Consider the following 23,739-nt stretch of genomic DNA (forward strand, 5'->3'; position numbering starts at 1 on the left):
GTGGGAGCGAGCCTGCTCGCGAAGAGGCCAGCCGCTACACCAAAGAATCAGGCCAAAACGCCCGAATCCCCGCCGCACCCTGTGCGCCCGCCTCCCAGGCTTTCTGAAGATCCGCCGGGCCAACACCACCGAGCAAGAACACCGGTTTGCTGAAACCTTCGATCAACGCGCAAGCCTGCTCCCAGCCCAGCGGCTGAGCCCCCGGATGAGTCAGGGTCGGTTGCACCGGTGACAGGGTCACAAAATCCACCCCCATCTGCTCGGCCAACGCCAGCTCTTCAGCGTTATGACAGGACGCCGCCAGCCAGCGCGACGCCGGCAACGGGCGGCCAGCCGCCGCGTACTTGCGCAGTTGCGCGGAGGTGATGTGCCAACCGGCGGACGGGAAATCTCCCAGCCACTCGAACGGCCCCTTGATCATCAACTGCGCCTTGCCCGCACACAGCCCCGCCGCGTCCACCGCCAGATCGCGGTACTTCGGATCGTAACCGTTGGGTGCCCGCAACTGGATCAGCTTGATGCCGCCAGCAATGGCTTTTTGAATACCGCGTAGCAAGGCCGGGGTTTCCAGGTCTTGCGGGGTAATCAAATACTGCGCGGGTAACCGCGCAGCCGCGACAATCGGCTGGTTGGCGGCCGGGAACTCGTAGTTCAGCAGATCGCGGGGCGCGACCCACTCCAACGGCTGGCCTTCGGCGCCGTGCGGTACGCCGCTAAAGGCCGACACTTCCCAGACATCCAGCAACACTTGCTTGTCCGGGTAATCGTGCCGGACCTTGATCAGCGGGCGAGCCGCGTTGACCACGATGCCCAACTCTTCAAGGAGCTCGCGAGCCAGAGCGGTTTCGACGGATTCGTCGGCCTCGACCTTGCCACCGGGGAATTCCCACAGGCCACCCTGATGCTGGGTGTCGGCACGGCGGGCAATGAGGATCTTGCCACTGCCATCACGGATAACAGCGGCAGCTATGTGGACTCGCTTCACTGCCCGACCTCCTCCAGACCCGCCTTCTGCCAAGCCTTGAAGGCCGGCCATTGGTAGATGGTTTCAACGTAGGCCGCGTCCGTCGCAGGCAACCTCACCTGATAGGTGCGCAGGCGCACGGCGATCGGCGCGAAGAAGGCATCCGCCAGGGTCGCGCCGCCAAACAGGAACGGACCGGTTTCGGTGGCGGCGGCGCGGCACTCGGCCCACAACGCCAACATACGCTCAATGTCGGCCTGGACGTCAGCCGGTGTCGGCGACAGCGCAGCGTCGTGGCTCAAGTCGAATGGCATGTTGCCGCGCATGGCGAAGAAACCGCTGTGCATCTGCGCGCAGGCCGAACGGGCCTGGGCGCGGGCGGCGGTGTCTTTGGGCCAGAGGCCGGCGTCGGGGAACTGCTCTGCCAGATACTCGGCAATCGCCAGGGAATCGGCGATGGTGCCGTGTTCGGTTTTCAACAGCGGGACTTTGCCGGTCGGCGAGTGCTTGAGCAGACGCTCACGCGTATCCGGCTGGTTCAGCTTGATCAGTTCTTCGGTGTAAGGAACGCCGGCCAGGTCGAGGGCCAACGCGCCGCGCAGGGACCAGGAGGAATGCAGTTTGTCGCCGATGATCAGGTGGAGGCTCATGTTCGGGACCTTTTGATGGAGGGAACAAGCCAGTCTGTATAGTGACTGACAGACCGCTTTCGCGAGCAGGCTCGCTCCCACATTGGGTTTGTGTACACCTCAATACCCTGTGGGAGCGAGCCTGCTCGCGAATGGAGCGACTCGGTCTTAAGTACGGTACTCGGCGTTGATTTTCACGTATTCGTGGGACAGGTCAGTGGTCCAGATGGTTTCGCTGCAATCACCGCGCCCCAGCTCGATACGGATCGTGATTTCTTCCTGCTGCATCACGGCCGCACCCTGGGCTTCGGTGTAGGTCGATGCGCGAGCGCCACGGCTGGCGATGCACACTTCACCGAGGAACACGTCGATCTTGCTCACGTCCAGGTTCGGTACGCCAGCACGGCCGACGGCGGCCAGAATGCGGCCCCAGTTCGGGTCGGAGGCGAACAGTGCGGTCTTGATCAGCGGCGAGTGAGCCACGGTGTAACCGACGTCCAGGCATTCCTGGTGATTGCCGCCGCCGTTGACTTCAACGGTCACGAACTTGGTCGCGCCTTCGCCGTCACGAACGATGGCCTGAGCCACGTCCATGCACACTTCGAACACGGCCTGTTTCAGCTTGGCGAACAAATCACCGCTGGCTTCAGTGATTTCCGGCAGTGCTGCCTGACCGGTGGCGATCAGCATGCAGCAGTCATTGGTCGAGGTGTCGCCGTCGATGGTGATGCGGTTGAACGACTTGTTGGCACCGTCCAGCAGCAGGTTTTGCAGAACGTCGCGGGAGACTTTGGCGTCGGTGGCGATGTAGCCGAGCATGGTCGCCATGTTCGGGCGGATCATGCCCGCGCCTTTGCTGATACCGGTGACGGTGATGGTCACGCCGTCATGCTGGAACTGGCGGCTGGCACCTTTTGGCAGGGTGTCGGTGGTCATGATGCCGGTGGCGGCAGCTTCCCAGTTGTTGACCGACAGGTCATCGAGGGCGGCTTGCAGAGCCCCTTCGATTTTCTCGACCGGCAGCGGCTCGCCGATGACACCGGTGGAGTACGGCAGCACCAGGCTGGCATCGACGCCGGTCAGCTCAGCCAGTTTGGCGCACGTGCGCTCGGCGGCGGCAAGGCCTGGTTCGCCAGTGCCGGCGTTCGCATTACCGGTATTGGTCAACAGGTAACGCACCGGACCTTGCACACGCTGCTTGGCCAGGATCACGGGAGCCGCGCAAAAAGCGTTCAGGGTGAACACGCCAGCGACCGTGGAGCCTTCGGCACAGCGCATGACCACAACATCCTTGCGCCCCGGGCGCTTGATGCCAGCCGAGGCGATACCGAGTTCAAAACCGGCAACCGGGTGCAACGTTGGCAAAGGACCAAGACCAACAGCCATGAATGCGCTCCTTAATAAATGATGTCAGCACCGCTTTCAGGAAGAACGGTGGTTTAAATGGCAAAACGCCGCGACGGCATAAGCCGGTCGCGGCGCGGGTATTTCAGCGTATGAAACGGGTTTTACTGGATCTGCCCGTGGCAATGCTTGAACTTCTTGCCCGAACCGCAGTAGCAAAGTTCGTTACGGCCCAGCTTCTGTTCATTGCGTACCGGCGCGGTGGCAAGGGCGACATCGACCTCTTCACCCAGCAGTTCCGGTTGCTCAAGCCCCGGTGCTTCGTCGTGCTGGAACTGCATGCGCGCAGCCAGTGCTTCGGCTTCCTGACGCAGGCGTTGTTCTTCTTCGATCGGATCTTCGCGGCGAACCTGAACGTGGGACAGCACACGGATCGAGTCGCGCTTGATCGAATCCAGCAGCTCGGAGAACAGCGTGAAGGACTCGCGCTTGTACTCTTGCTTCGGGTTCTTCTGCGCATAACCACGCAAGTGAATGCCATGACGCAGGTGATCCATGGTCGACAGGTGGTCTTTCCACAGGTCGTCGAGCACACGCAGAACGATTTGCTTCTCGAAGGTGCGCAGCGCTTCGGCGCTCGCCTGCTCTTCTTTCTCGTTGTACGCGGCCAGCAGCTCGGTCATGAGCTTCTCGCGCAGGGTTTCTTCGTACAGGTGGTCGTCTTCGTCGAGCCATTTCTGGATCGGCAGCGCCACACCGAAGTCGCTCTGCAACGCCGCTTCCAGACCGGCAACGTCCCACTGCTCAGGCAGCGATTGCGGTGGAATGTGTGCGCTGACGGTTGCGTTGAGCACGTCTTGACGGAAGTCGGCGATGGTTTCACCGATGTTGTCGGCGGCCAACAAACTGTTACGCATGTGATAAATCACTTTACGTTGTTCGTTGTTGACGTCGTCGAACTCGAGCAGTTGCTTACGAATGTCGAAGTTGCGGCCTTCAACCTTGCGCTGAGCCTTCTCGATGGCGTTGGTCACCATGCGGTGCTCGATCGCCTCGCCAGGCTGCATGCCCAGGGCCTTCATGAAGTTCTTCACCCGATCAGAGGCGAAGATGCGCATCAGGCTGTCTTCCAGCGACAGGTAGAAACGGCTGGAACCAGCGTCACCCTGACGACCGGCACGACCACGCAGCTGGTTGTCGATACGGCGCGATTCGTGACGCTCGGAAGCAATCACCTGCAAACCGCCCGATTCGAGCACTTGCTGGTGACGTTTCTGCCAGTCGGCCTTGATCTGGGCAATCTGCTCAGGGGTCGGGTCTTCCAGGGTTGCCACTTCTACTTCCCAGTTACCGCCCAACAGAATGTCGGTACCACGACCGGCCATGTTGGTGGCGATGGTCAGTGCGCCTGGGCGACCGGCCTGGGCAATGATCTCGGCTTCTTTTTCGTGGAACTTGGCGTTGAGGACCTTGTGTTCGATGCCTTCCTTCTCGAGCAGACTGGACATGTGCTCGGAAGTTTCGATGGTTGCAGTACCCACCAGCACCGGACGGCCCTGGGTCATGCATTCCTTGATGTCGGTGATGATCGCCGCGTATTTCTCTTCGGCGGTCAGGAACACCAGGTCGTTGTAGTCTTTACGCGCCAGCGGTTTGTTCGGCGGGATAACCATCACCGACAGACCGTAGATCTGGTGGAACTCGAACGCTTCGGTGTCGGCGGTACCGGTCATGCCGGACAGCTTGTTGTACAGACGGAAGTAGTTCTGGAACGTGGTCGAGGCCAAGGTCTGGCTTTCGGCCTGAATGTTCAGGTTTTCCTTGGCTTCGATGGCCTGGTGCAGGCCTTCGGACAGACGGCGACCCGGCATGGTACGACCGGTGTGTTCGTCGACCAGAACGACCTGGCCATCCTGCACGATGTATTCGACGTTGCGATTGAACAGCTTGTGCGCACGCAGACCGGCATAAACGTGGGTCAGCAGGCCCAGGTTATGCGAAGAGTACAGGCTCTCGCCTTCAGCCAGCAGGCCAACGCGGGTCAGCATGTCTTCGATGAACTGGTGACCGGCTTCGTTGAGCTCAACCTGACGGGTCTTCTCGTCGACGGTGTAGTGGCCGGCCTTGGTGACTTCGCCTTCCACTTCTTCGATGTGCAACTCAAGCTGCGGGATCAGTTTGTTGATCTCGATGTACAGCTTGGAGCTGTCCTCGGCCTGACCGGAAATGATCAGCGGGGTACGGGCTTCGTCGATGAGGATGGAGTCGACTTCGTCGATCACGGCAAAATTGAGTTCGCGCTGGAATTTTTCTTCCATGCTGAACGCCATGTTGTCGCGCAGGTAGTCGAAACCGTATTCGTTGTTGGTGCCGTAGGTGATGTCGGCAGCATAGGCCGCACGCTTCTCTTCCGGCGGCTGGAATGGCGTCACCACGCCGACCGTCATCCCGAGGAATTCGTAGAGCGGACGCATCCAGTTGGCGTCACGACGGGCCAGGTAGTCGTTCACCGTCACAACGTGCACGCCCTTGCCGGACAGTGCGTTGAGGTAAACGCCCAGTGTTGCCACCAGGGTCTTGCCTTCACCGGTACGCATTTCCGCGATCTGGCCTTCATGCAAGGTCATGCCGCCGATCAACTGGACGTCGAAGTGGCGCATACCCATGACGCGCTTGCCGGCTTCGCGGGCGACCGCAAAGGCTTCTGGCAGCAGCTTGTCGAGGGTTTCCCCTTTGGCGATGCGGGCCTTGAACTCATCTGTCTTGGCACGCAATTGATCGTCCGAAAGGGCCACCATTTGCTCTTCGAAGGCATTGACGAGTTGCACCGTCTTGAGCATGCGTTTGACTTCACGCTCGTTCTTGCTTCCAAAAAGTTTCTTTAACAAAGGCGCAAACATATCGGCAGGATCTTCCACACTAAAGGGATGGAGGGCGGCCCCGTGAGTCGCCCGAGCAGCCCTCATGGCCGCATGCGAACGAGCATTCTACCCGGAAACGATGGTGAGGAAAGTGGCGTTGTTCCACGATGCTGGCACAGCGTTGTGACGGGGCTCACTTAAAATAAGGGCTTTTTGCTGAACTTCAAGCCATTCACGGCACAAGTTACTTGTTGATTTAATGGGTAAAGCGCTCGCAAAGCAATGGCTCGGGTGCATCCGGTGCTTTCTGCTACCATGGCGGCTCTGTTACTTCAGGTGTCTGATCATGGCATTTCGCCCTCTTACGGCCAGAGCACCCGCCGTCCTGCTTCGCGAAGCCAAACCGCTGAAAGCCATCTTCGGCCACGCTCAACGCCTGGGTCATTTACAACGCCTGCTGGAAAGCCAATTGCAGCCCGCCGCCCGCGAGCATTGCCATGTGGCGTCGTGGCGCGAAGGCAGTTTGTTGCTGATAGTGACCGACGGTCATTGGGCAACCCGCCTGCGTTATCAGCAAAAGCGTCTGCAACGGCAACTACAGATGTTCGACGAATTTGCCAGCCTGACGCGGATTCTGTTCAAGGTTCAGCCGCCCACGGTTCAGCAAGGGGCGGCTGGCCATACCATCAGCTTGTCGACGGACGCAGGCGCGACCATTCAGGCCACGGCCGATGGCATTAGCGATCCGAATCTGCGGGCGGCGCTGGAGCGGTTGGCGGCGCACGCCAAACCCAAGGCATGACATAGAACCCAATGTGGGAGCGAGCCTGCTCGCGAAGGCGGCCTGACATTCAACATAGATGTTGTCTGATCTACCGCTTTCGCGAGCAGGCTCGCTCCCACATTGATTGCACCCAGCCAGATGTTCAGCGGCGTTTGTTGCCTCCGAGCAGCGAGCCCATCAAGCCGCGTACCAACTGTCGGCCCAATTGATTGGCCGCCTGGCGCATCGCTGATTTCAGTGCCTGCCCCGCCGCGGTGCCGAGGAATTCCCCGGCCTTGTCGGTGAAGCTTGGCTCTTCGACTGCCGTTTTTCCCGGAACAGCGTCAGGCTCTGGCGCCAACCCTTTGCGCCCCATCAACACTTCATAAGCCGATTCGCGATCAACGGGTTTGTCATACCGCCCCTTGAATGGCGACCCCGAGATCAGCACTGTGCGTTCAGTATCGCTCAGTGGCCCGATCCGCGATTGCGGCGGTGCCACCAACACCCGCTGGACCATCTCCGGCGTGCCCTTGTCCTGCAACGTACCGACCAGCGCCTCGCCAATCCCAAGCTCGGTCAGCACCGACAAGGCATCGAACGCCGGGTTCGGCCGGAAGCCTTCGGCCACCGCTCGCAGGGATTTCTGTTCCTTGGCGGTGAACGCGCGCAAGCCATGCTGAATGCGCAAACCGAGCTGAGCCAGCACGTCATCCGGCAAGTCGCCCGGCGATTGGGTAACGAAATACACGCCAACGCCTTTTGAGCGTATCAGCCGCACCACTTGCTCAAGACGATCCTGCAAAGCCTTTGGCGTACCGGCGAACAATAAATGCGCTTCGTCGAAAAACAGCGCCAGCAGCGGTTTGTCCGAATCGCCGCGCTCCGGCAATTGCTCGAACAGTTCGGCCAGCAGCCACAACAGGAACGTTGCGTAGACCTTCGGCGCTTCGTGAACCAGACGGCTGGCATCGAGCAAATGAATGCGCCCGCGGCCCTCGGCGGTCGGCTGCAGAATATCTTCGAGTTGCAGCGCCGGCTCACCGAACAGCGCTTCGGCGCCCTGCTGTTCCAGGGTCGCCAGACGCCGCAACAGCGCCTGACTGGAACCGGTGGTCAGCAGCGCGGCGTCGTCACCCAGTAATTCGGGGTTGTCACGCAAGTGATTGAGCAGCGCCTTCAGATCCTTGAGGTCCAGCAGCAACAGCCCTTCACGGTCCGCCACCTTGAACGCGGCGTACAGCGCTGACTGTTGACTGTCAGTCAGCTCCAGCAGGCTGCCAATCAATAACGGCCCCATTTCGCTCAAGGTTGTGCGCAACGGATGACCGGACTGACCGTGAATGTCCCACAGGGTCACCGGATACGCTTGAGGCGTGTGGTTCAGCCAAGGCATCCCGGCAATCCGCTCGGCGACTTTGCCTTGAGGGTTGCCGGCGGCGCCCAGACCACACAGGTCACCCTTGATATCGGCGGCGAACACCGCCACGCCGGCATCGCTGAATGCTTCGGCCATCCGTTGCAAGGTGACGGTTTTGCCCGTCCCGGTAGCGCCCGCGACCAAACCATGACGGTTCGCCAGACGCATGGCCTGGGCAATGGGCTGCCCGGCGAGGTCGGCACCGATAACGAGTTGCAATGAGTCAGGCATTTTGTCCCCCATGGTTAATCTTTGATCCTTCACGGCCGATAGAAATAAGCGAGAGACCCAATTGAAAGCAAGGTCCGACATTCCCCTATGGAGAGCAGGAATTACCGACTCGCTCCATTGCGCACTCATTTTGCGCGCATTAACAGCAACGCGCCCCGAACAATAAGACCTTAGCGGACACCCCGAGCCATGAATAAAAATCTGCGCTTCAGCCATAAAATCCTGCTTGCCGCCGCCCTCATCGTCATTGCCGCCTTCGCCTCGTTCACGCTGTACAACGACTATTTGCAGCGCAACGCCATTCGCGAAGACCTGGATAACTACCTCAATGAGATGGGAGACGTCACCGCCAACAACATCCAGACCTGGCTTGCCGGTCGTATCCTGCTGATCGACAACCTCGCCCAGAACATCGCTATCAACCCCGAACAGGCCACCGTCTCCAGCCTGCTTGAGCAGAAAGCCCTGACGTCGACCTTCATGGCGTCCTACCTGGGCGACGCCACCGGCCACTTCACCATCCGCCCGGATGCGAAGATGCCCGACGGCTTCGACCCACGGGTTCGCCCTTGGTACAAAGGCGCCGAAAGCAGCAGCACCGCCACCCTGACCGAACCCTACATCGACGCAGCCACCGGCCAGACCATCATCTCGATCGCCACTGCCTCGAAAAAGGCCGGGCAAAGCGTCGGTGTGGTGGGCGGTGATCTGAGCCTGCAAACCCTGATCGACACCCTCAGCGCCCGCGACTTCAACGGCATGGGTTACGCGTTCCTGGTCAGCGCCGACGGCAAGATTCTGGTCCACCCGGACAAAGCGCTGGTGATGAAGTCCCTGAGCGAGGCGTACCCGAAGAACACCCCGCGCCTGAGCAGCGACTTCAGTGAAGTGGAGGTCGACGGCAAAACCCGCATCGTCACCTTCACCCCGATCAAAGGCCTGCCATCGGTCAACTGGTACATCGGTCTGTCGGTGGACAAAGACAAAGCCTTCTCGATGCTCACCGAATTCCGCGCCTCGGCGGTCGTTGCGACGGTCATTGCCGTGGCCATCATCATCGCCTTGCTGGGCATGCTGATCCGCATCCTGATCCAGCCGCTGCACGTCATGACCCGCGCCATGGCAGACATCGCCGATGGCGAAGGCGACCTGACTAAACGCCTGACCATCGTGAACAACGATGAATTCGGTGTCCTCGGTACCGCGTTCAACCGCTTCGTGGAACGCATTCACGGTTCGATCCGCGAAGTGTCGTCGGCCACCGGGCAAGTCAACGAAGTGGCTCTGCGTGTAGTGGCTGCTTCGAACTCGTCGATGTTCAACTCTGAGCAACAGGCTTCGCGCACCAGCAGCGTGGCCGCGGCGATCAACCAGCTCGGCGCCGCCGCTCAGGAAATCGCCCGTAACGCAGCGCAAGCATCGAGTCAGGCCAGCGATGCCCGCAGCCTGGCCGAAGATGGTCAGCAAGTGGTGGATCGCAGCATTGCCGCGATGAATCAACTGTCGAGCATGCTCAGCGCCTCGAGCACCAACATCGAATCGCTGAACAGCAAAACCGTGAACATCGGGCAGATTCTCGAAGTGATCACCAGCATCTCCCAGCAAACCAACTTGCTGGCGCTCAACGCGGCCATCGAAGCGGCGCGCGCCGGTGAAGCCGGACGTGGTTTTGCCGTGGTGGCCGACGAAGTGCGCAACCTGGCGCACCGCACTCAGGAGTCGGCGCAACAAGTGCAGACCATGATCGAGGAGCTGCAAATCGGCGCTCGCGAATCCGTCAGCACCATGAGCGACAGCCAGCGCCACAGTCAGGACAGCGTCGAAATCGCCAACCTGGCCGGCGAGCGTTTGAACAGTGTGACGTTGCGTATTGGCAAGATTGACGGAATGAACCAGTCGGTGGCGACGGCGACCGAGGAACAGACTGCCGTGGTTGAATCGATCAACGTCGACATTACCGAGATCAACACACTGAATCAGGAGGGGGTGGAAAACCTGCAGTCGACGTTGCGGGCGTGTTCGGATCTTGAGCAGCAGGCGGCGCGGTTGAAACAGTTGGTGGGCAGTTTCCGGATCTGAGGGTTCGATGGTGGATAGGCGTTGAAGCGCAGAACCACCCCTCACCCCAGCCCTCTCCCCAGCGGGGAGAGGGGAAAGGGAGCCGATCGCAAGCTTTTCAAAACCTGAGTTCGACTTGGACTTTCAGGTCTGTCGATGTAGCTCCAAGAACAACTCGGTCAGTCCCCTCGCCCCCTGGGGAGAGGGTTAGGGTGAGGGGGCGCGACACCCCACCACAAAACCCCAACCGAACATCTATCCTTCATAAAGGTCAACCTAGGGAGCCCAACGGACCGGAGGGATGTTCATCGTGCATATCGCTGACATAACCATGTTCTACGCCCCTGCCAGCGGTGGCGTGCGCACTTATCTGGATGCAAAGCACCGTCGCCTGAGCATCAAGCCGGGCATTCGCCACAGTCTGCTGATTCCTGGGGCTTACTTGAGTGAACAGGATGGCGTTTACACGGTTCCGGCTCCCGCCCTGCCCTTCGGCAAGGGTTATCGTTTCCCCCTCCGTCTCGCGCCATGGCGCAATGTTCTGCAGGATTTACAGCCCGATCTGATCGAGGTCGGCGACCCTTACCTTACTGCTTGGGCGGCCCTCGACGCCCGGCGGCAACTCGATGTCCCGGTGATCGGCTTTTACCATTCGGACCTGCCGCTGCTGGTCAGCAATCGCATGGGCAACTGGGTCACCACTAACGTCGAAGCCTATGTCAGCAAGCTCTATGGCAACTTCGATCGGGTTCTGGCACCCAGCCAGGTCATGGCCGACAAACTGATCGGGCTCGGGGTGAAGAACGTTTTCGTGCAACCGCTGGGCGTCGACTTGCAAACCTTCAATCCCACGGCACGAGACACGGGCCTGCGGGCCGAACTGGGCATAGATGAAAACACTCATTTGCTGATCTTCGCCGGGCGCGGCTCCAAGGAAAAAAACCTGCCGGTGCTGCTCGACTGCATGAAACGCCTGGGCCCACGCTATCACCTCCTGCTGGTAGGTTCGTCGATGCCGGCCGCAGTGCCCGACAACGTTACCGTGATCGGTGAGTTCTGTCCGGCGGCACACGTGGCGCGATTGATGGCCAGCGCCGATGCGCTGCTGCACGCCGGTGATCAGGAAACTTTTGGCCTGGTGGTTCTTGAAGCCATGGCCAGTGGCATTCCGGTGGTAGCCGTGGCGGCCGGGGCCTTTCAGGAAATCATCACCGAGCAATGCGGCCTGCTCTGCCCGCCGAATAATCCATTGGCGATGGCCGACGCCGTTCGCGAACTGTTCAGCTCGGGCAGCGTCGTGTTGGGCAAACAGGCCCGCAACCATGTCGAGCGTCATTACTCTTGGGACACGGTGGTCAACAGCCTGCTGGGGCATTATCGCGCCGTACTTGGCAGCCACTTGCCGCTGACCGCCAGTGGTTGAGCCCATGAACCCGCCCACTCTGATACTCGTCCTGCACGACGTCGCACCGCAAACCTGGGCCGATTACCAACCCTTTATCGAAGCTGTCGACGCCCTGGGCGAGGTGCCGATGACCTGGTTGGTGGTGCCCAATTTCCACAAGCACAACGATCTGGAGGAGCATCCGGGATTTCGACGTTTGCTCACCCGTCGTATCGCCCGAGGTGACGAACTGGCATTGCACGGTTACTTTCATTGCGATGAAGAGCCCACTCCCACTACTCCACGAGACTGGTTCATGCGCCGGATTTACACCCACGAAGGCGAGTTTTACAGCCTGTCTCAAGAAGCCGCTCTTGCCCGCCTGCGCGCCGGCATCGAAGTGTTCCACCGTTATCACTGGCCGCTGGAGGGCTTCGTTTCTCCGGCCTGGTTGATGAGCGAAGGGACGCGCCAGGCCTTGCGTCAGTTACCCCTGAGTTACACCAGCGATCCGCAGCATCTGTATCGTCTGCCGGACTTCACCGCGGTCGATGCACCCGGCCTGGTCTGGAGTGCGCGCAGTGCCTGGCGCCGAGGGCTGTCGAAGCTCGTCAACGATCAACGCGAACAACGCTGGCAGCAAGCACCGGTGATTCGTCTTGGCTTGCACCCGGTGGATATGCGCCATGGGTTCTCGCGCACTTACTGGCTGCAAACCCTCAAGCGCTTGCTCGACGAGGGACGTGTGCCGATGACCAAGGCACGCTGGCTGGCGCTGCAAAGCGACCGTATGGGTCGCGCCGCATGAGTCGCGGGATACTGCTGCTCGTCGCGCTGCTCGCTGCGGTGCTGATTCCGTCGCTGTTGGGTGGTAACGAAACCTGGTATCGGCTGCGAAGCTTTCCACTGCAATGGCTGCTGATCATGTTCGGCATGATCCTGCTGTGCTGGGTGCTGAACACGATGCGCTTGCGCCTGTTGCTCGGGGATCAGCGCGACAAGGTGGGCCCGCTCAGAAGCCTCGGGGTAGTGATGGCCGCCGAGTTCGCTTATTGCGCTACCCCCGGCGGCAGCGGCGGCCCACTGACGATCATGGCGTTGTTGGCGCGCAATGGCGTGCGTCCAGCCAGGGGCAGCGCCGTGTTTGCCATGGATCAGCTGAGCGATTTGCTGTTTTTTCTCTGCGCGCTGAGCGGGATCCTGATTTACGCGTTGTTCCAGCACCTCAGCCAACGCATGGAATGGCTGCTGACCGTCAGCGCCATTTCGATGTTCGGCGGGTTGTTCAGTTGCGTGGTGGTCGCCCGCTACCATCGAATGCTGATTCGTCTGAGCGGTCGATTGCTCGCCCGCCTGAATGTCAAAGCCACCACGCGCGTACGCTGGGCGCGAAAACTCCTGCACTTTCTGGCGGCGTTCACGGACACACTGAAGCTGCCCTTTCAGACGCTCATCACGGTGTTTGCCCTGACGTGCCTGCATTGGATCTTGCGCTATAGCGTGCTGTATCTGGCGTTGCGTGGGCTCGGGGCGGATTTGCAGTGGGCCTGGAGCTTTCTGATCCAGATGCTTTCGCTAAGTGCGGGGCAGTTCAGCCTGTTGCCGGGCGGTGCCGGGGCGGCGGAGTTGACGTCGGCGGCGCTGCTGGCGCCGATGGTGGGGAAATCCACCGCCGCGGCGGCGATTCTGATCTGGCGGGCGGTGACTTATTACTTTTATCTGGTCGTCGGCGGGCCGGTATTTTTACTGATGCTTGGGCGGCCGCTGCTGAAGAAGTTGATGAAGTTCAAACAGGCTTAGTTTTATCGTCGGGCTCTTTCTGCAACTGTTCCCACAACTCGGCGGCACCGGGAAACTCCGTGCCGTCTTCGGGGCTCATGTCATCCGGGTCGTAACGACTCAAACACCCTTCGCCCAACGTGGCAGGAGCCTTGGATGTCGCTTTGTCGAGTGGATCGGCCATGGTCATGTCCTCAGTGCAGAAACGGCGAAGGGCCTGAAGCGATTGAACGCCCAGGCCCTTCGAATTTCAACTGTGTTGTATGGCTATCAGAACACGACGGTTTTGTTGCCGTGCACCAGCACCCGATCTTCCAAGTGATAACGCAGACCACGGGCCAGCACCATCTTTTCGACGTCCCGACCGAAACGCACCATGTCGTCGATGCTGTCACTGTGGCTGACGCGAACGACGTCCTGTTCGATGATCGGACCGGCATCCAGCTCTTCGGTCACGTAGTGGCAAGTAGCGCCGATCAACTTCACGCCACGCATCGATGCCTGGTGATACGGCTTGGCACCGACGAACGACGGCAGGAAGCTGTGGTGAATGTTGATGACCTTGTGAGCATATTCGCGGCACAACGCGGGCGGCAGGATTTGCATGTAGCGGGCAAGTACGACCACTTCAGCATCGTGCTGTTTGACCAGGCGCGAGACTTCGGCGAATGCCGGCTCTTTATCCTGCGGATTGACCGGTACGTGGTAATACGGAATCCCGTGCCACTCGACCATGCTGCGCAAGTCGTCATGGTTGGAAATCACGCAGGAAATTTCGCAATCCAGCTCATCACTGTGCCAGCGATGCAGCAAGTCGGCGAGGCAGTGAGACTCGCGACTGGCCATCAGTACCACGCGCTTTTTCTGCTCGGTATCGGTGATGCGCCAGTTCATCGAGAACTCTTCGGCAATCGGTGCAAACGCTTCGCGAAAGGCATCGATACCGAAGGGCAGCGAATCGGCACGAATTTCGTGACGCATGAAGAACCAGCCACTGAGATTGTCCGAGTGATGGCTCGCTTCAGTGATCCAGCCGTTATGTGACGCCAGAAAGTTACTGACTTTAGCAACGATGCCGACGCGGTCCGGGCAAGCAATCACCAGCCGAAAAGTGCGCATGAGGGTCAAACTCCAGAACTTCGCAAAGGCGGCCATTCTAGCGATTGCGCAGCAAAACTGCAGTATTGATGACGTTTTACCCGACACAAAGGTAAGCGGCACAGGTTCTGGCAGCACCTGCAACCCGCGCGATGGTGTTCCTGTTGCCAATCTTCAAGTGCCCAATTGTGAATATTCGTGAAGACTGCATCACACTATTTAACTACACCGGCAATTTATGCCCTATTCACCGTAACTAATTTAAATAAAACTCCGGTTAAATGTTTACTTGGTGAAACACCCTGACTATTATTGCCGCACTGTCACCTGCCATCCAGCGCCCCAACATAAGGTAGTCCTCATGTCCTTGATCAACGAATATCGCGCCACCGAAGAAGCTATCAAAGAGCTGCAAGCCCGTTTGAAGAACCTGTCCCAAGACGACAAACTGCAAACCGAGCTGGAATTCGAAGGCAAACTGCGCACCCTGATGGGCGAGTACTCCAAGTCTCTGCGTGACATCATTGCGCTATTGGATCCAGAGTCCAAAACCAAAGCACCACGCGGCGGCGCAGTAAAAACTACTGGCACCAAGCGTGCTCGCAAAGTTAAACAATACAAAAACCCGCACAACGGTGAAGTCATCGAAACCAAAGGTGGCAACCACAAAACTCTGAAAGAGTGGAAAGCCAAGTGGGGCGGTGACGTGGTTGAAGGCTGGGCTACCCTGCTGGGCTAAGCCGCAGCGCTTGTCGCGAACTCATCCGCGACAAAAAAGAACGCCAGCATCTGCTGGCGTTTTTTTATGCCCGGAATTCAACCCCGGACATTTTCGATTTCAAAGATTCAAACGTTTGCGTAATCCTTCGACATAATTCTGCCATTCATTCAGCACCTCTCGCTGAAACGATGTAGCCGTAATACTCCATTGGGCTGCGGTGTCTACAAAAGTTTCCAGCGTATTTGGCGCCCCCCACTCGGGGGCTGACAAACGTTGCTGACAGAATATTCGCCAGCGTTCTTGCTCTTCGAAACTCAACGTATCGGGGAAGTTGCGTGCGCGATATCGAAACAATAATTCCGGCAAGCGTTCATCATCGAAAGGCCATTGTTGTTGCGCTAATTGAGCAGGATCGGCAGACCTGACTTGCTCACATAGGCGCCGATCCCGATCACCGATAAAACCATCGTATAACTGTTGCTCAGGGTCTTGGCTCGGGGTGAAATCTTCGCTGGCGTAAATCGCCTGAACTTTATCTCGCCAAACTGTTTGTGCGTCACTTAGCCGCAGCGCGCGCTCTTGGTAGAGCGACATATCCAGCCCCAAACGTTGCTGATCTTCAGAGCGAAGTACCGACAACGGCGCCACCACCGGGCATTTATTGATGTGGATAAGTTTGAGCGGCACCGGCAACTCGCCCTCGGCCAAGTCATCGCGGCGGGTATACAGCCGTTGGCGCAAGGTGTCGGCATCAAGATCGAGCAAGCCCTGAGGATCCAGGTGCAGGTCACAGACAATCAAGGCGTTCTTGTTTCGCGGGTGCCAGGCCAAAGGCAGCACCACACCGACATAATTGCGCGCCGCTGAAAAGCGCCCCGAGATGTGCACCATCGGCTGCAACAGACGAATCTGATCCATCACCTTTTGTTTACCGCGCAACTGAAACAACCAGTCATACAACTTCGGCTGCTTTTCCCGGATCAGACGCGCCAGGGCGATGGTGGCGCGAACGTCCGAAAGCGCTTCGTGAGCATTTCCGTGATCAATGCCATTGGCGGCGGTCAGGCGTTCGAGTTTGAGCGTTATCCGCCCCTCGTCGTCTGTCGGCCAAACGATGCCGTCAGGGCGCAAGGCATAGGCTGCACGCACCACATCGATCAGGTCCCAGCGGCTATTACCGCCCTGCCACTCGCGCGCATAAGGGTCGAAAAAGTTTCGGTAAAGACTGTGACGGGTCATCTCGTCATCGAAACGCAACGTGTTGTACCCCGCCCCGCACGTTCCGGGCGCAGCGAGTTGGGCATGCACCCGGGTCATGAAATCGGCTTCGCTCAAGCCTTGCTCGGCCAGTCGACCGGGCGTGATACCCGTGATCGCACAGGCCGCCGGATGGGGCAGGATGTCTTCACTGGGCTGGCAGTAAAGGTTGACCGGCTCGTCTATTTCATTGAGATCGAAGTCAGTGCGAATCCCCGCCATTTGCAGCGGGCGGTCGCAACGGGGGTTGATGCCAGTGGTTTCATAGTCGTACCAGAAGATAGAGGTCACGGGCTATTCCTGAACTGAAGATCGGCGAAGTCTAGGCGTTCACATCCCGCTCCGACCAGTAATCTCGTCATTCAATCACCTCCGGCCTCTTACCGTGCAATACATAGTTATGTCGTTTTCCCCCGAGAGGCTGCTAGCATCGGCCGGACATCGAATCGCGAACAGGCCACATCAAGGTTGCCCATGCTCGAGACCACAGCACTGCCAAGGAAAGCGACGCTGTCCCCGCCACTGGATACGCGGTATCAAGTCGAAACGCCGGAAGGCATCGACTTGCCACTGCGCCCGGCCGGGTTGATGGTTCGTGCGCTGGCGTTCTCCATCGATCTCGGACTGCGCGGGTTGATCGTCGGCCTGCTGTTCATTGTCCTGGCGTTCCTCGGAAAACTCGGTGCAGGGCTCGGCTCGATTCTATTGTTCGTGGTGAGCTGGTGGTACATGGTGCTGTTCGAAGTGCTCAATCAGGGTCGTTCGCCAGGCAAGCAATGGATGGGCCTGCGGGTGGTGCAGGACGATGGCACGCCGATCGGCTGGTCTGCTTCGCTGCTGCGCAACCTGCTGCGATTTGTCGACATGCTGCCGTTCGGCTATTTCCTCGGGGCCATCAGTTGCCTGCAACATCCCACCTTCAAGCGCCTTGGCGATCTGGCCGCCGGCACGCTGGTGATCTACCGCGAACAACCGCTCGCTCGACCACAACTGCCCGCCGTCCAGCCCCGGCGTCCGGCCTTTACGCTGACACTGACCGAACAACGCGCCATCCTCGGGTTTGCCGAGCGCCAGGGTGAACTCTCTGAAGCACGGGTCAAAGAGCTGGCGGCCATACTCGCGCAACCGTTGCAGGTGTCGGCGCCAGGGGCCGTGGACGAACTCAATGGCATCGCCCGCGGCTTGTTGGGCCCCACATGAAGCAAAGCCTTTTCGAAAGTCGCCACAAGGCCGAATGGGAGCAATTTGCTCTCGTGCTTGAACAGCTGGAGCAAGGCAAGGAAGCAGAACGAGTCGCCGGTTTCCCCAGCGATTATCGTCGTCTCTGCCAGCATCTGGCGCTGGCCCAGGAACGTGGTTACAGCAGCTTTCTAATCGACTCGTTACAGCAACAAGTCTTGCGTGGGCATCAACAGCTCTATCGGCATCGCAGTCGACTGGGTGCCAACGTGCTGGGCTTCATCCTGGCTGACTTCCCGCGACTGGTGCGCGAACAGTGGCGCTTCGTGCTCGCCGCCAGCCTGATGTTTTTTGGCAGCCTGATCGGCATCGCACTGCTGGTGTACCTGTTCCCCGACCTGGTCTACAACCTGATCCCGGCCGAGCAGGTCAGCGAGATGCAAGGCATGTACGACCCCGAGGCCGGTCACCTGGGGCGTTCGGCGGAACGGGCGGCCAGTGAAGACTGGGTGATGTTCGGTTACTACATCATGCACAACATCGGCATCGCCTTTCAGGCCTTCGCCAGCGGTTTGTTGTTTGGCTTGGGCAGCGCGTATTTCCTGTTCTTCAACGGTTTGATGATCGGCGCGGTGGCCGGGCACCTGACGCACATTGGCTACGGGCAAACCTTCTGGTCATTCGTGGTTGGCCACGGCGCCTTCGAACTGAGTGCTATCGCCCTGGCCGGTGCCGCCGGCCTGCAATTGGGTTGGGCATTGATCGCGCCGGGACGCCTGCCCCGCTCCGAAGCCCTGCGGTTGGCGGCGCGCAAAAGCGTATTGCTGATTTGCGGGGTCATGCTGTTTCTGCTGATTGCGGCGTTTATCGAAGCTTACTGGTCGTCCACGATCGGGGTCGCGCCAATGACCAAATACCTGGTCGGCGCAGCGCTCTGGTTGTTGGTGGCGGTTTATCTGCTGTTTGCCGGACGGACCCGCCATGCGCCTGAGTGACGCCACGGTTGTCATCCGCCCGCGCACCACCTGGGAAGCCATGGACCTGGGCATCCTGCTGAGCCAGCGACACCGACGCCTGCTGATGACCAGTTGGGCCATCGTGACCTTGCCGGTTTTCGCGCTGCTCAGTTGGGTGCTGTGGGATTCGCCCTCCCTCGCCGTGTTCATTTTCTGGTGGCTGAAACCGGCGTTCGACCGCCTGCCGCTGTACATACTGTCCAAAGCCATGTTTGGCGAAACGCCCACCCTGAAACAGGCGCTGTACCAATGGCCGCAGCTGCTCAAACCGCAACTGCTGGCGAGTCTGACCTGGCGACGACTGAGCCTGAGTCGCAGTTTCCTGATGCCGGTGGTGCAACTCGAAGGGCTGAGTGGGCAGCCACGACAACAGCGCTTGCAGGTGCTGTTGCAGCGCAACGCCGGTGCCGCACGGTGGCTGACCATCATCGGCGTACATCTGGAAACCGCGCTTTGGATCGGCCTGATGGTGCTGTTCTACATGTTCTTGCCGCAACAGGTCGAACTCGACTGGAGCTGGCAGACCTTGATCACCGCCGCCTCACAGGACTGGCGATGGCTGGAACACCTGACCAACGCCTTTTACGCACTGGTGCTCATTGTCTGGGAACCGGTTTATGTCGCCTGCGGCTTCAGCCTCTATCTGAATCGGCGCACGGTGCTGGAGGCCTGGGATATCGAGCTGGTGTTCCGCCGCATGCGCCAACGCTTGACCAGCGCCGCCGTCACCCTGCTGCTGGCGGCGTTTCTGTTGATGCCGACAGCACAAACCGTGTGGGCCGCCGAGCCAGTCATTTCACCCGACAGCCCACGCCTGCTGGACCAGCCACTGACCAGTCAGGCATCCCGGGACAGCATCAAGGCGATCCTCGATCAGCCTCCGTTCAAGAACAAGGAAACGGTCACGCGCTATCGGTTTGGCGAGGACCAACCCGCCGTCGATAAGGCGGACGATGACAACGCCACCGAATGGCTGGAGGCGCTGCTCAAGCTTCTGGACAACCAACACTTCGGCGCAGCGGCCCCGCTGATTGAAGTCGTGTTGTGGGGTGTCGTGATCGGTGCCATTGGTTTATTGATCTGGCATTACCGTGACTGGTTGCAAGCCTTCGTCAGCCGTCGACCGGCCTTGAACAGCAAGGTCGCGCGGCCGTTACCGCAACAGGCTTTCGGCCTGGACCTCAACCGCGAAACCCTGCCTGCCGACATCGCCGCCAGCGCCGAACGCCTCTGGCAAACCCACCCTCGCGAAGCCCTCGGATTGCTCTATCGCGGTCTGCTCAGCCACTTGCTGCACGACTTCAACATGGCGCTGAAACCCGCCGACACCGAAGGCCAGGTCCTGGAGCGCATCGAACACCTGCAACAACCTGCCTTGCTGGCCTTCAGTAAAAACCTGACCGGGCACTGGCAGAACATGGCCTACGGGCATCGCCTGCCTCCCGCGCATGTGCAACAGGAACTCTGTGACGGCTGGCGAGCCTTGTTCGGCCCGGGAGCGTTGCGTTGAACCGGCAACGCTGGCTGGCGGTCGGCGTGTTCATTGCCGTGCTATTGATCGCGCTGAGTGTTTATCTGTACGTCAAGGCAACGCCCTATCAGACAGACATCGATCACGGCCCCTCACCCGAAGCCCAGGCCAATCCTTACCTCGCTGCCGAGCATTTCCTGCGCCAACAGAACCTGACCGTCAGCCACGCCAATAGCCTCGACATCCTGCCCACCCTGGAGCCGCTTCAGCACAGTCTGTTGTTGCTCGGGGACCGGTACAACATGACCCCGCGCCAGATCGATCAGCTATTGAACTGGACCCGGGCCGGCGGGCGTCTTTTGTTTGTTGCCCAGTCGCTGTGGGATGAAAAGACCGGCCAAAGCAATGATCTGCTGCTCGACCGGGTGCAGTTGCACCAGTCGCTGAGCAAAGACCTCAAGGACCCACCGCCCGCTATCGACGACGATCCTTACCCCAAGCTGACCAAGCTGTATCTGGAAGACGAAAACGCGCCGGCCTACGCTGGTTTTGATACCGCATTCCATCTCGAAGACCCGAAAAACCTCGCCCAGGCCTGGGCCAACAGCGGCAAGGCCACGCACATGATGCAGCTCAATCACGGGCTCGGTTCGATCACCGTGGTCACCGACGCCGACCTGTGGAAAACCCCGGCCATCGACCAATACGACAACGCCTGGCTGCTCTGGTACCTGACCGCGGACACGAACGTGACCCTGCTGTTCAATACCGATCACGACAGTCTTCTGACCTTGCTCCTGCGCTATTTCCCCCAAGCATTGGTCGCCCTTTTTGCCCTGATCGGTCTTGGCTTCTGGCACGTCGGCGTGCGCCAGGGTCCGCTGCTGGAACCGGCCCCAAGGGCGCGCCGCCAACTTCAGGAACACCTGCGCGCCAGCGCCGATTTCATGTTGCGCCGAAACGGTCAACAGCACTTGGTGCAAGCCTTGCAGCACGACATCTTGCGTCGTGTGCGGCGCCGTCATCCCGGTTTCGAACAACTCGGCGTTGCCGAACAATGGCTGGTGCTCGCACGCCTGACCGGGCAACCCACACGCGCAATCAGCCAGGCCATGAGCCCGCGACCGAAGCAGCGGCAGTCCAGCGCTGAATTCAGCCGTCAGGTCGCCCACCTGCAAACCTTGAGGAACGCCTTATGAGTGAACAGATCGAGCCCGGCACACTGAGCCACGCTGCGCAGCAACGCCAACGCGCCAGCCAACTGGCCCAAGCGGTACGGACCGAATTACAGAAAGCCGTGATCGGCCAGAACACCGTGATCGACGACGTCCTCACCGCGTTGATTGCCGGCGGCCACGTACTGCTCGAAGGCGTGCCGGGGCTGGGCAAGACGTTGCTGGTGCGCGCCCTCGCCCGCTGCTTCGGCGGTGAGTTCGCACGTATCCAGTTCACCCCGGACCTGATGCCCAGCGACGTCACCGGGCACGCGGTGTACGACATGCAGACCGAGCAATTCAAACTGCGCAAAGGTCCGTTGTTCACCAACCTTTTGCTCGCCGACGAGATAAACCGCGCCCCGGCGAAAACCCAGGCCGCGCTGCTCGAAGCCATGCAGGAACGGCAAGTCACCCTCGAAGGCCGCGCCCTGCCCATCGTGCAACCGTTCATGGTGCTCGCCACGCAAAACCCTATCGAACAGGAAGGCACTTATCCACTGCCGGAAGCCGAGCTCGACCGCTTCATGCTCAAGGTGCGCATGGATTACCCCGATGCCGAGCAGGAATTGAACATGGTGCGCCAGGTCAGCCGCTCGACCCGGGCCGACATGCTCGACGTGCAACCGCTGCGCACGGTGTTGCAAGCCAAGGACGTGCTGGCCTTGCAGCGCATTGCCAGCGATCTGCCGCTGGACGATCAGGTCCTCGATTACGCCGTGCGCCTGGCCCGCACCACCCGCAACTGGCCGGGCCTGATCCTAGGTGCCGGGCCTCGGGCCTCCATTGCCCTGGTGCGCTGCGCTCGGGCGCGAGCCTTGTTGCGCGGTGGCGAGTTTGTGATTCCGGATGACATCAAAGGCTGCGCTCTGGCGGTACTGCGTCACCGGGTGCGGATTGCCCCGGAGCTGGACATCGAAGGGCTGGACGTCGATCAAGTGCTCAAGCAACTGCTCGATCAAGTGCCGGCGCCACGCCTGTGAAACCCTCGCGCCTGCTGCTGATCTGGCTCGCATTGCTGCTGGCCATCGGCATCGTGCTGGGCGCGTTGCGGGCATTGGAGTTCGCGGTTCCTTCGAGCCTGTTGTCGATCAACTGGGGATTGCTGCTGGCGCTGCTGGCCTTGGCGATACTCGACGGCTTCCGTCTCAAACGACTGCCCTCGCCCCGCGTACAACGGCAGATGCCCGGCAGCCTTGCACTCGGTCGATGGGGTGAAGTGCGACTGGAAGTCGAGCATGACTTTGATCAACCACTAAACATCCAGATCTTCGACCACGTGCCGGAAGGCCTGAGCTTCGAAAACCTGCCACTGTCGATCGAGCTGCAACCCGGTCAGCACAGCCTGATCGGCTACCGCCTGCGCCCGCTCAAACGCGGTCATTTCACCTTTGAACACTGCGAATTCAGCCTGCCGAGCCCATTGGGTCTATGGTCCGACAAACGCCTGCTCAACGTGGCCGACAACACCCGTGTCTATCCCGACTTCGCCCGCCTCTACGGCGGCCAACTGTTGGCGGTGGACAACTGGCTCAGCCAACTTGGTGTGCGCCAACGCCAGCGTCGCGGGTTGGGTATGGAGTTTCATCAGCTGCGTGAATTTCGCGAAGGCGACAGCTTGCGGCAGATCGACTGGAAAGCCACCGCCCGACAACGCACGCCGATTGCTCGCGAGTACCAGGACGAGCGCGATCAGCAGATCATTTTCATGCTCGACTGCGGCCGCCGTATGCGCAGCCAGGACGGTGAACTGGCGCATTTCGATCACGCACTGAATGCCTGCCTGTTGCTCAGCTACATCGCCCTGCGCCAAGGCGATGCGGTAGGCCTGAGTACGTTCGCCTGTGACCGACCGCATTACCTCGCCCCGGTCAAAGGCACCGACCAACTCAAGGTCCTGCTCAACACCGTCTACGACCTCAACAGCACCCAACGCCCCGCCGATTACCAGGCCGCCGCCAACCAGCTATTGGCCCGGCAAAAACGCCGGGCGCTGGTAGTGCTGGTCACCAACCTGCGAGATGAAGACGACGAAGAACTGCTCACCGCCGTCAAACGCCTGAGCAAACAGCATCGGGTGCTAGTGGCGAGTCTGCGCGAAGACTTGCTCGACACGCTGCGGCACACGCCGGTACAAACCTTGTCGGAGGCGCTGGCTTATTGCGGGACGGTGGATTATTTGAATGAACGAGCCGAACTCCATGAGCGGTTGAGTGCTCATGGAGTGTCGGTGGTGGATGCTCGGCCCAGGGAGCTGGGTAGCCAAATTGTGACGCGCTATCTGGCCTGGAAAAAAGCGGGAGCATTCTAGGCTCTTTACTAAAAATGCCTGCGCGTGTGCATCTAAAAC

The 23,739-nt window shown here is 59.9% G+C and carries 20 protein-coding genes and 1 pseudogene; 13 read left to right on the top strand and 8 right to left on the bottom strand.

Going from position 1 to position 23,739, the window contains the following annotated elements; translation table 11 throughout:
* Positions 1-34: 34 nt before the first annotated feature.
* The 4 genes from QFX16_RS22920 to secA form a co-directional block, all read right to left on the bottom strand.
* Entirely contained in the window at positions 35-985 is a 951-nt protein-coding gene (locus tag QFX16_RS22920; protein ID WP_283181454.1) for a Nudix family hydrolase, read from the bottom strand.
* Positions 982-1,614 carry a glutathione S-transferase family protein gene (locus tag QFX16_RS22925; RefSeq protein ID WP_283181455.1) on the bottom strand — a complete coding sequence of 211 codons (633 nt, stop codon included), beginning with the start codon at positions 1,612-1,614 and terminating at the stop codon, positions 982-984. Before QFX16_RS22925 ends, QFX16_RS22920 begins: the two co-directional genes overlap by 4 nt.
* A 147-nt stretch (positions 1,615-1,761) precedes the next feature.
* Complete coding sequence (gene argJ, locus QFX16_RS22930; protein ID WP_008147411.1) at positions 1,762-2,979, bottom strand: bifunctional glutamate N-acetyltransferase/amino-acid acetyltransferase ArgJ; 1,218 nt, start codon at positions 2,977-2,979, stop codon at positions 1,762-1,764.
* A gap of 122 nt (positions 2,980-3,101) precedes the next feature.
* Positions 3,102-5,837, bottom strand: a complete 2,736-nt coding sequence (secA, locus tag QFX16_RS22935) for a preprotein translocase subunit SecA (RefSeq protein ID WP_283181456.1) — start codon at positions 5,835-5,837, stop codon at positions 3,102-3,104.
* A gap of 307 nt (positions 5,838-6,144) precedes the next feature.
* On the opposite strand from secA, the gene QFX16_RS22940 reads away from it, so the two are divergent.
* Positions 6,145-6,600: a DUF721 domain-containing protein gene (locus QFX16_RS22940; RefSeq protein ID WP_111451433.1), complete on the top strand. Its 456-nt coding sequence runs from the start codon at positions 6,145-6,147 to the stop codon at positions 6,598-6,600.
* A gap of 124 nt (positions 6,601-6,724) precedes the next feature.
* Here QFX16_RS22940 and QFX16_RS22945 read toward each other — a convergent pair whose 3' ends face one another.
* Positions 6,725-8,212 carry a helicase HerA-like domain-containing protein gene (locus QFX16_RS22945; RefSeq protein WP_283181457.1) on the bottom strand — a complete coding sequence of 496 codons (1,488 nt, stop codon included), beginning with the start codon at positions 8,210-8,212 and terminating at the stop codon, positions 6,725-6,727.
* A gap of 189 nt (positions 8,213-8,401) precedes the next feature.
* Here QFX16_RS22945 and QFX16_RS29860 point away from each other — a divergent pair.
* The 5 genes and pseudogenes from QFX16_RS29860 to gpgF form a co-directional block, all read left to right on the top strand.
* A pseudogene (locus tag QFX16_RS29860) lies at positions 8,402-9,433 on the top strand (HAMP domain-containing protein); the annotation flags it as partial.
* A gap of 93 nt (positions 9,434-9,526) precedes the next feature.
* Positions 9,527-10,291 (top strand): methyl-accepting chemotaxis protein, encoded by a 765-nt coding sequence (locus QFX16_RS29865; RefSeq protein WP_439900143.1) that lies wholly within the window; start codon positions 9,527-9,529, stop codon positions 10,289-10,291.
* A 280-nt stretch (positions 10,292-10,571) separates the two neighbouring features.
* A complete protein-coding gene (gene gpgS / locus QFX16_RS22955) occupies positions 10,572-11,693 on the top strand; it encodes an N-acetylglucosaminyl phosphatidylglycerol synthase (protein ID WP_283181459.1) in 1,122 nt (373 codons plus the stop codon).
* Between the two features lie 4 nt (positions 11,694-11,697).
* Positions 11,698-12,462: an N-acetylglucosaminyl phosphatidylglycerol deacetylase gene (gene gpgD, locus QFX16_RS22960; RefSeq protein WP_439900097.1), complete on the top strand. Its 765-nt coding sequence runs from the start codon at positions 11,698-11,700 to the stop codon at positions 12,460-12,462.
* Entirely contained in the window at positions 12,459-13,454 is a 996-nt protein-coding gene (gpgF, locus tag QFX16_RS22965; RefSeq protein WP_283181461.1) for a glucosaminyl phosphatidylglycerol flippase, read from the top strand. Before gpgD ends, gpgF begins: the two co-directional genes overlap by 4 nt.
* Here the strand turns inward: gpgF and QFX16_RS22970 are convergent.
* Positions 13,441-13,617, bottom strand: coding sequence for a hypothetical protein (locus QFX16_RS22970; protein ID WP_283181462.1), 177 nt, complete (start codon positions 13,615-13,617; stop codon positions 13,441-13,443). The genes gpgF and QFX16_RS22970 overlap by 14 nt on opposite strands.
* 86 nt (positions 13,618-13,703) lie before the next feature.
* Entirely contained in the window at positions 13,704-14,552 is an 849-nt protein-coding gene (gene purU, locus QFX16_RS22975; RefSeq protein WP_283181463.1) for a formyltetrahydrofolate deformylase, read from the bottom strand.
* 340 nt (positions 14,553-14,892) lie between these two features.
* Between purU and mvaT the strand changes: the two genes are divergently transcribed.
* On the top strand, positions 14,893-15,270 hold the full coding sequence (gene mvaT / locus QFX16_RS22980; protein WP_007933316.1) for a histone-like nucleoid-structuring protein MvaT: 378 nt from the start codon (positions 14,893-14,895) through the stop codon (positions 15,268-15,270).
* 99 nt (positions 15,271-15,369) lie between these two features.
* Here the strand turns inward: mvaT and sbcB are convergent, their stop codons facing one another.
* Positions 15,370-16,800 carry an exodeoxyribonuclease I gene (gene sbcB / locus QFX16_RS22985; RefSeq protein WP_283181464.1) on the bottom strand — a complete coding sequence of 477 codons (1,431 nt, stop codon included), beginning with the start codon at positions 16,798-16,800 and terminating at the stop codon, positions 15,370-15,372.
* Between the two features lie 183 nt (positions 16,801-16,983).
* Between sbcB and QFX16_RS22990 the strand changes: the two genes are divergently transcribed.
* The 6 genes from QFX16_RS22990 to QFX16_RS23015 are packed head-to-tail and all read left to right on the top strand — an operon-like array spanning position 16,984 to position 23,700.
* Positions 16,984-17,709, top strand: a complete 726-nt coding sequence (locus QFX16_RS22990; protein WP_283181465.1) for an RDD family protein — start codon at positions 16,984-16,986, stop codon at positions 17,707-17,709.
* Positions 17,706-18,683: a stage II sporulation protein M gene (locus QFX16_RS22995; RefSeq protein ID WP_283181466.1), complete on the top strand. Its 978-nt coding sequence runs from the start codon at positions 17,706-17,708 to the stop codon at positions 18,681-18,683. Before QFX16_RS22990 ends, QFX16_RS22995 begins: the two co-directional genes overlap by 4 nt.
* Positions 18,670-20,214: a DUF4129 domain-containing protein gene (locus QFX16_RS23000; protein ID WP_283181467.1), complete on the top strand. Its 1,545-nt coding sequence runs from the start codon at positions 18,670-18,672 to the stop codon at positions 20,212-20,214. Before QFX16_RS22995 ends, QFX16_RS23000 begins: the two co-directional genes overlap by 14 nt.
* The gene (locus tag QFX16_RS23005; RefSeq protein ID WP_283181468.1) at positions 20,211-21,374 is read left to right on the top strand and encodes a DUF4350 domain-containing protein; all 1,164 of its coding nucleotides are present in this window, start codon (positions 20,211-20,213) and stop codon (positions 21,372-21,374) included. Before QFX16_RS23000 ends, QFX16_RS23005 begins: the two co-directional genes overlap by 4 nt.
* On the top strand, positions 21,371-22,372 hold the full coding sequence (locus QFX16_RS23010) for an AAA family ATPase (RefSeq protein ID WP_283181469.1): 1,002 nt from the start codon (positions 21,371-21,373) through the stop codon (positions 22,370-22,372). Before QFX16_RS23005 ends, QFX16_RS23010 begins: the two co-directional genes overlap by 4 nt.
* Positions 22,369-23,700 carry a DUF58 domain-containing protein gene (locus QFX16_RS23015; RefSeq protein ID WP_283181470.1) on the top strand — a complete coding sequence of 444 codons (1,332 nt, stop codon included), beginning with the start codon at positions 22,369-22,371 and terminating at the stop codon, positions 23,698-23,700. Before QFX16_RS23010 ends, QFX16_RS23015 begins: the two co-directional genes overlap by 4 nt.
* Positions 23,701-23,739: the final 39 nt, after the last annotated feature.

The organism is Pseudomonas svalbardensis, from assembly GCF_030053115.1.
Classification (GTDB): domain Bacteria; phylum Pseudomonadota; class Gammaproteobacteria; order Pseudomonadales; family Pseudomonadaceae; genus Aquipseudomonas; species Aquipseudomonas svalbardensis.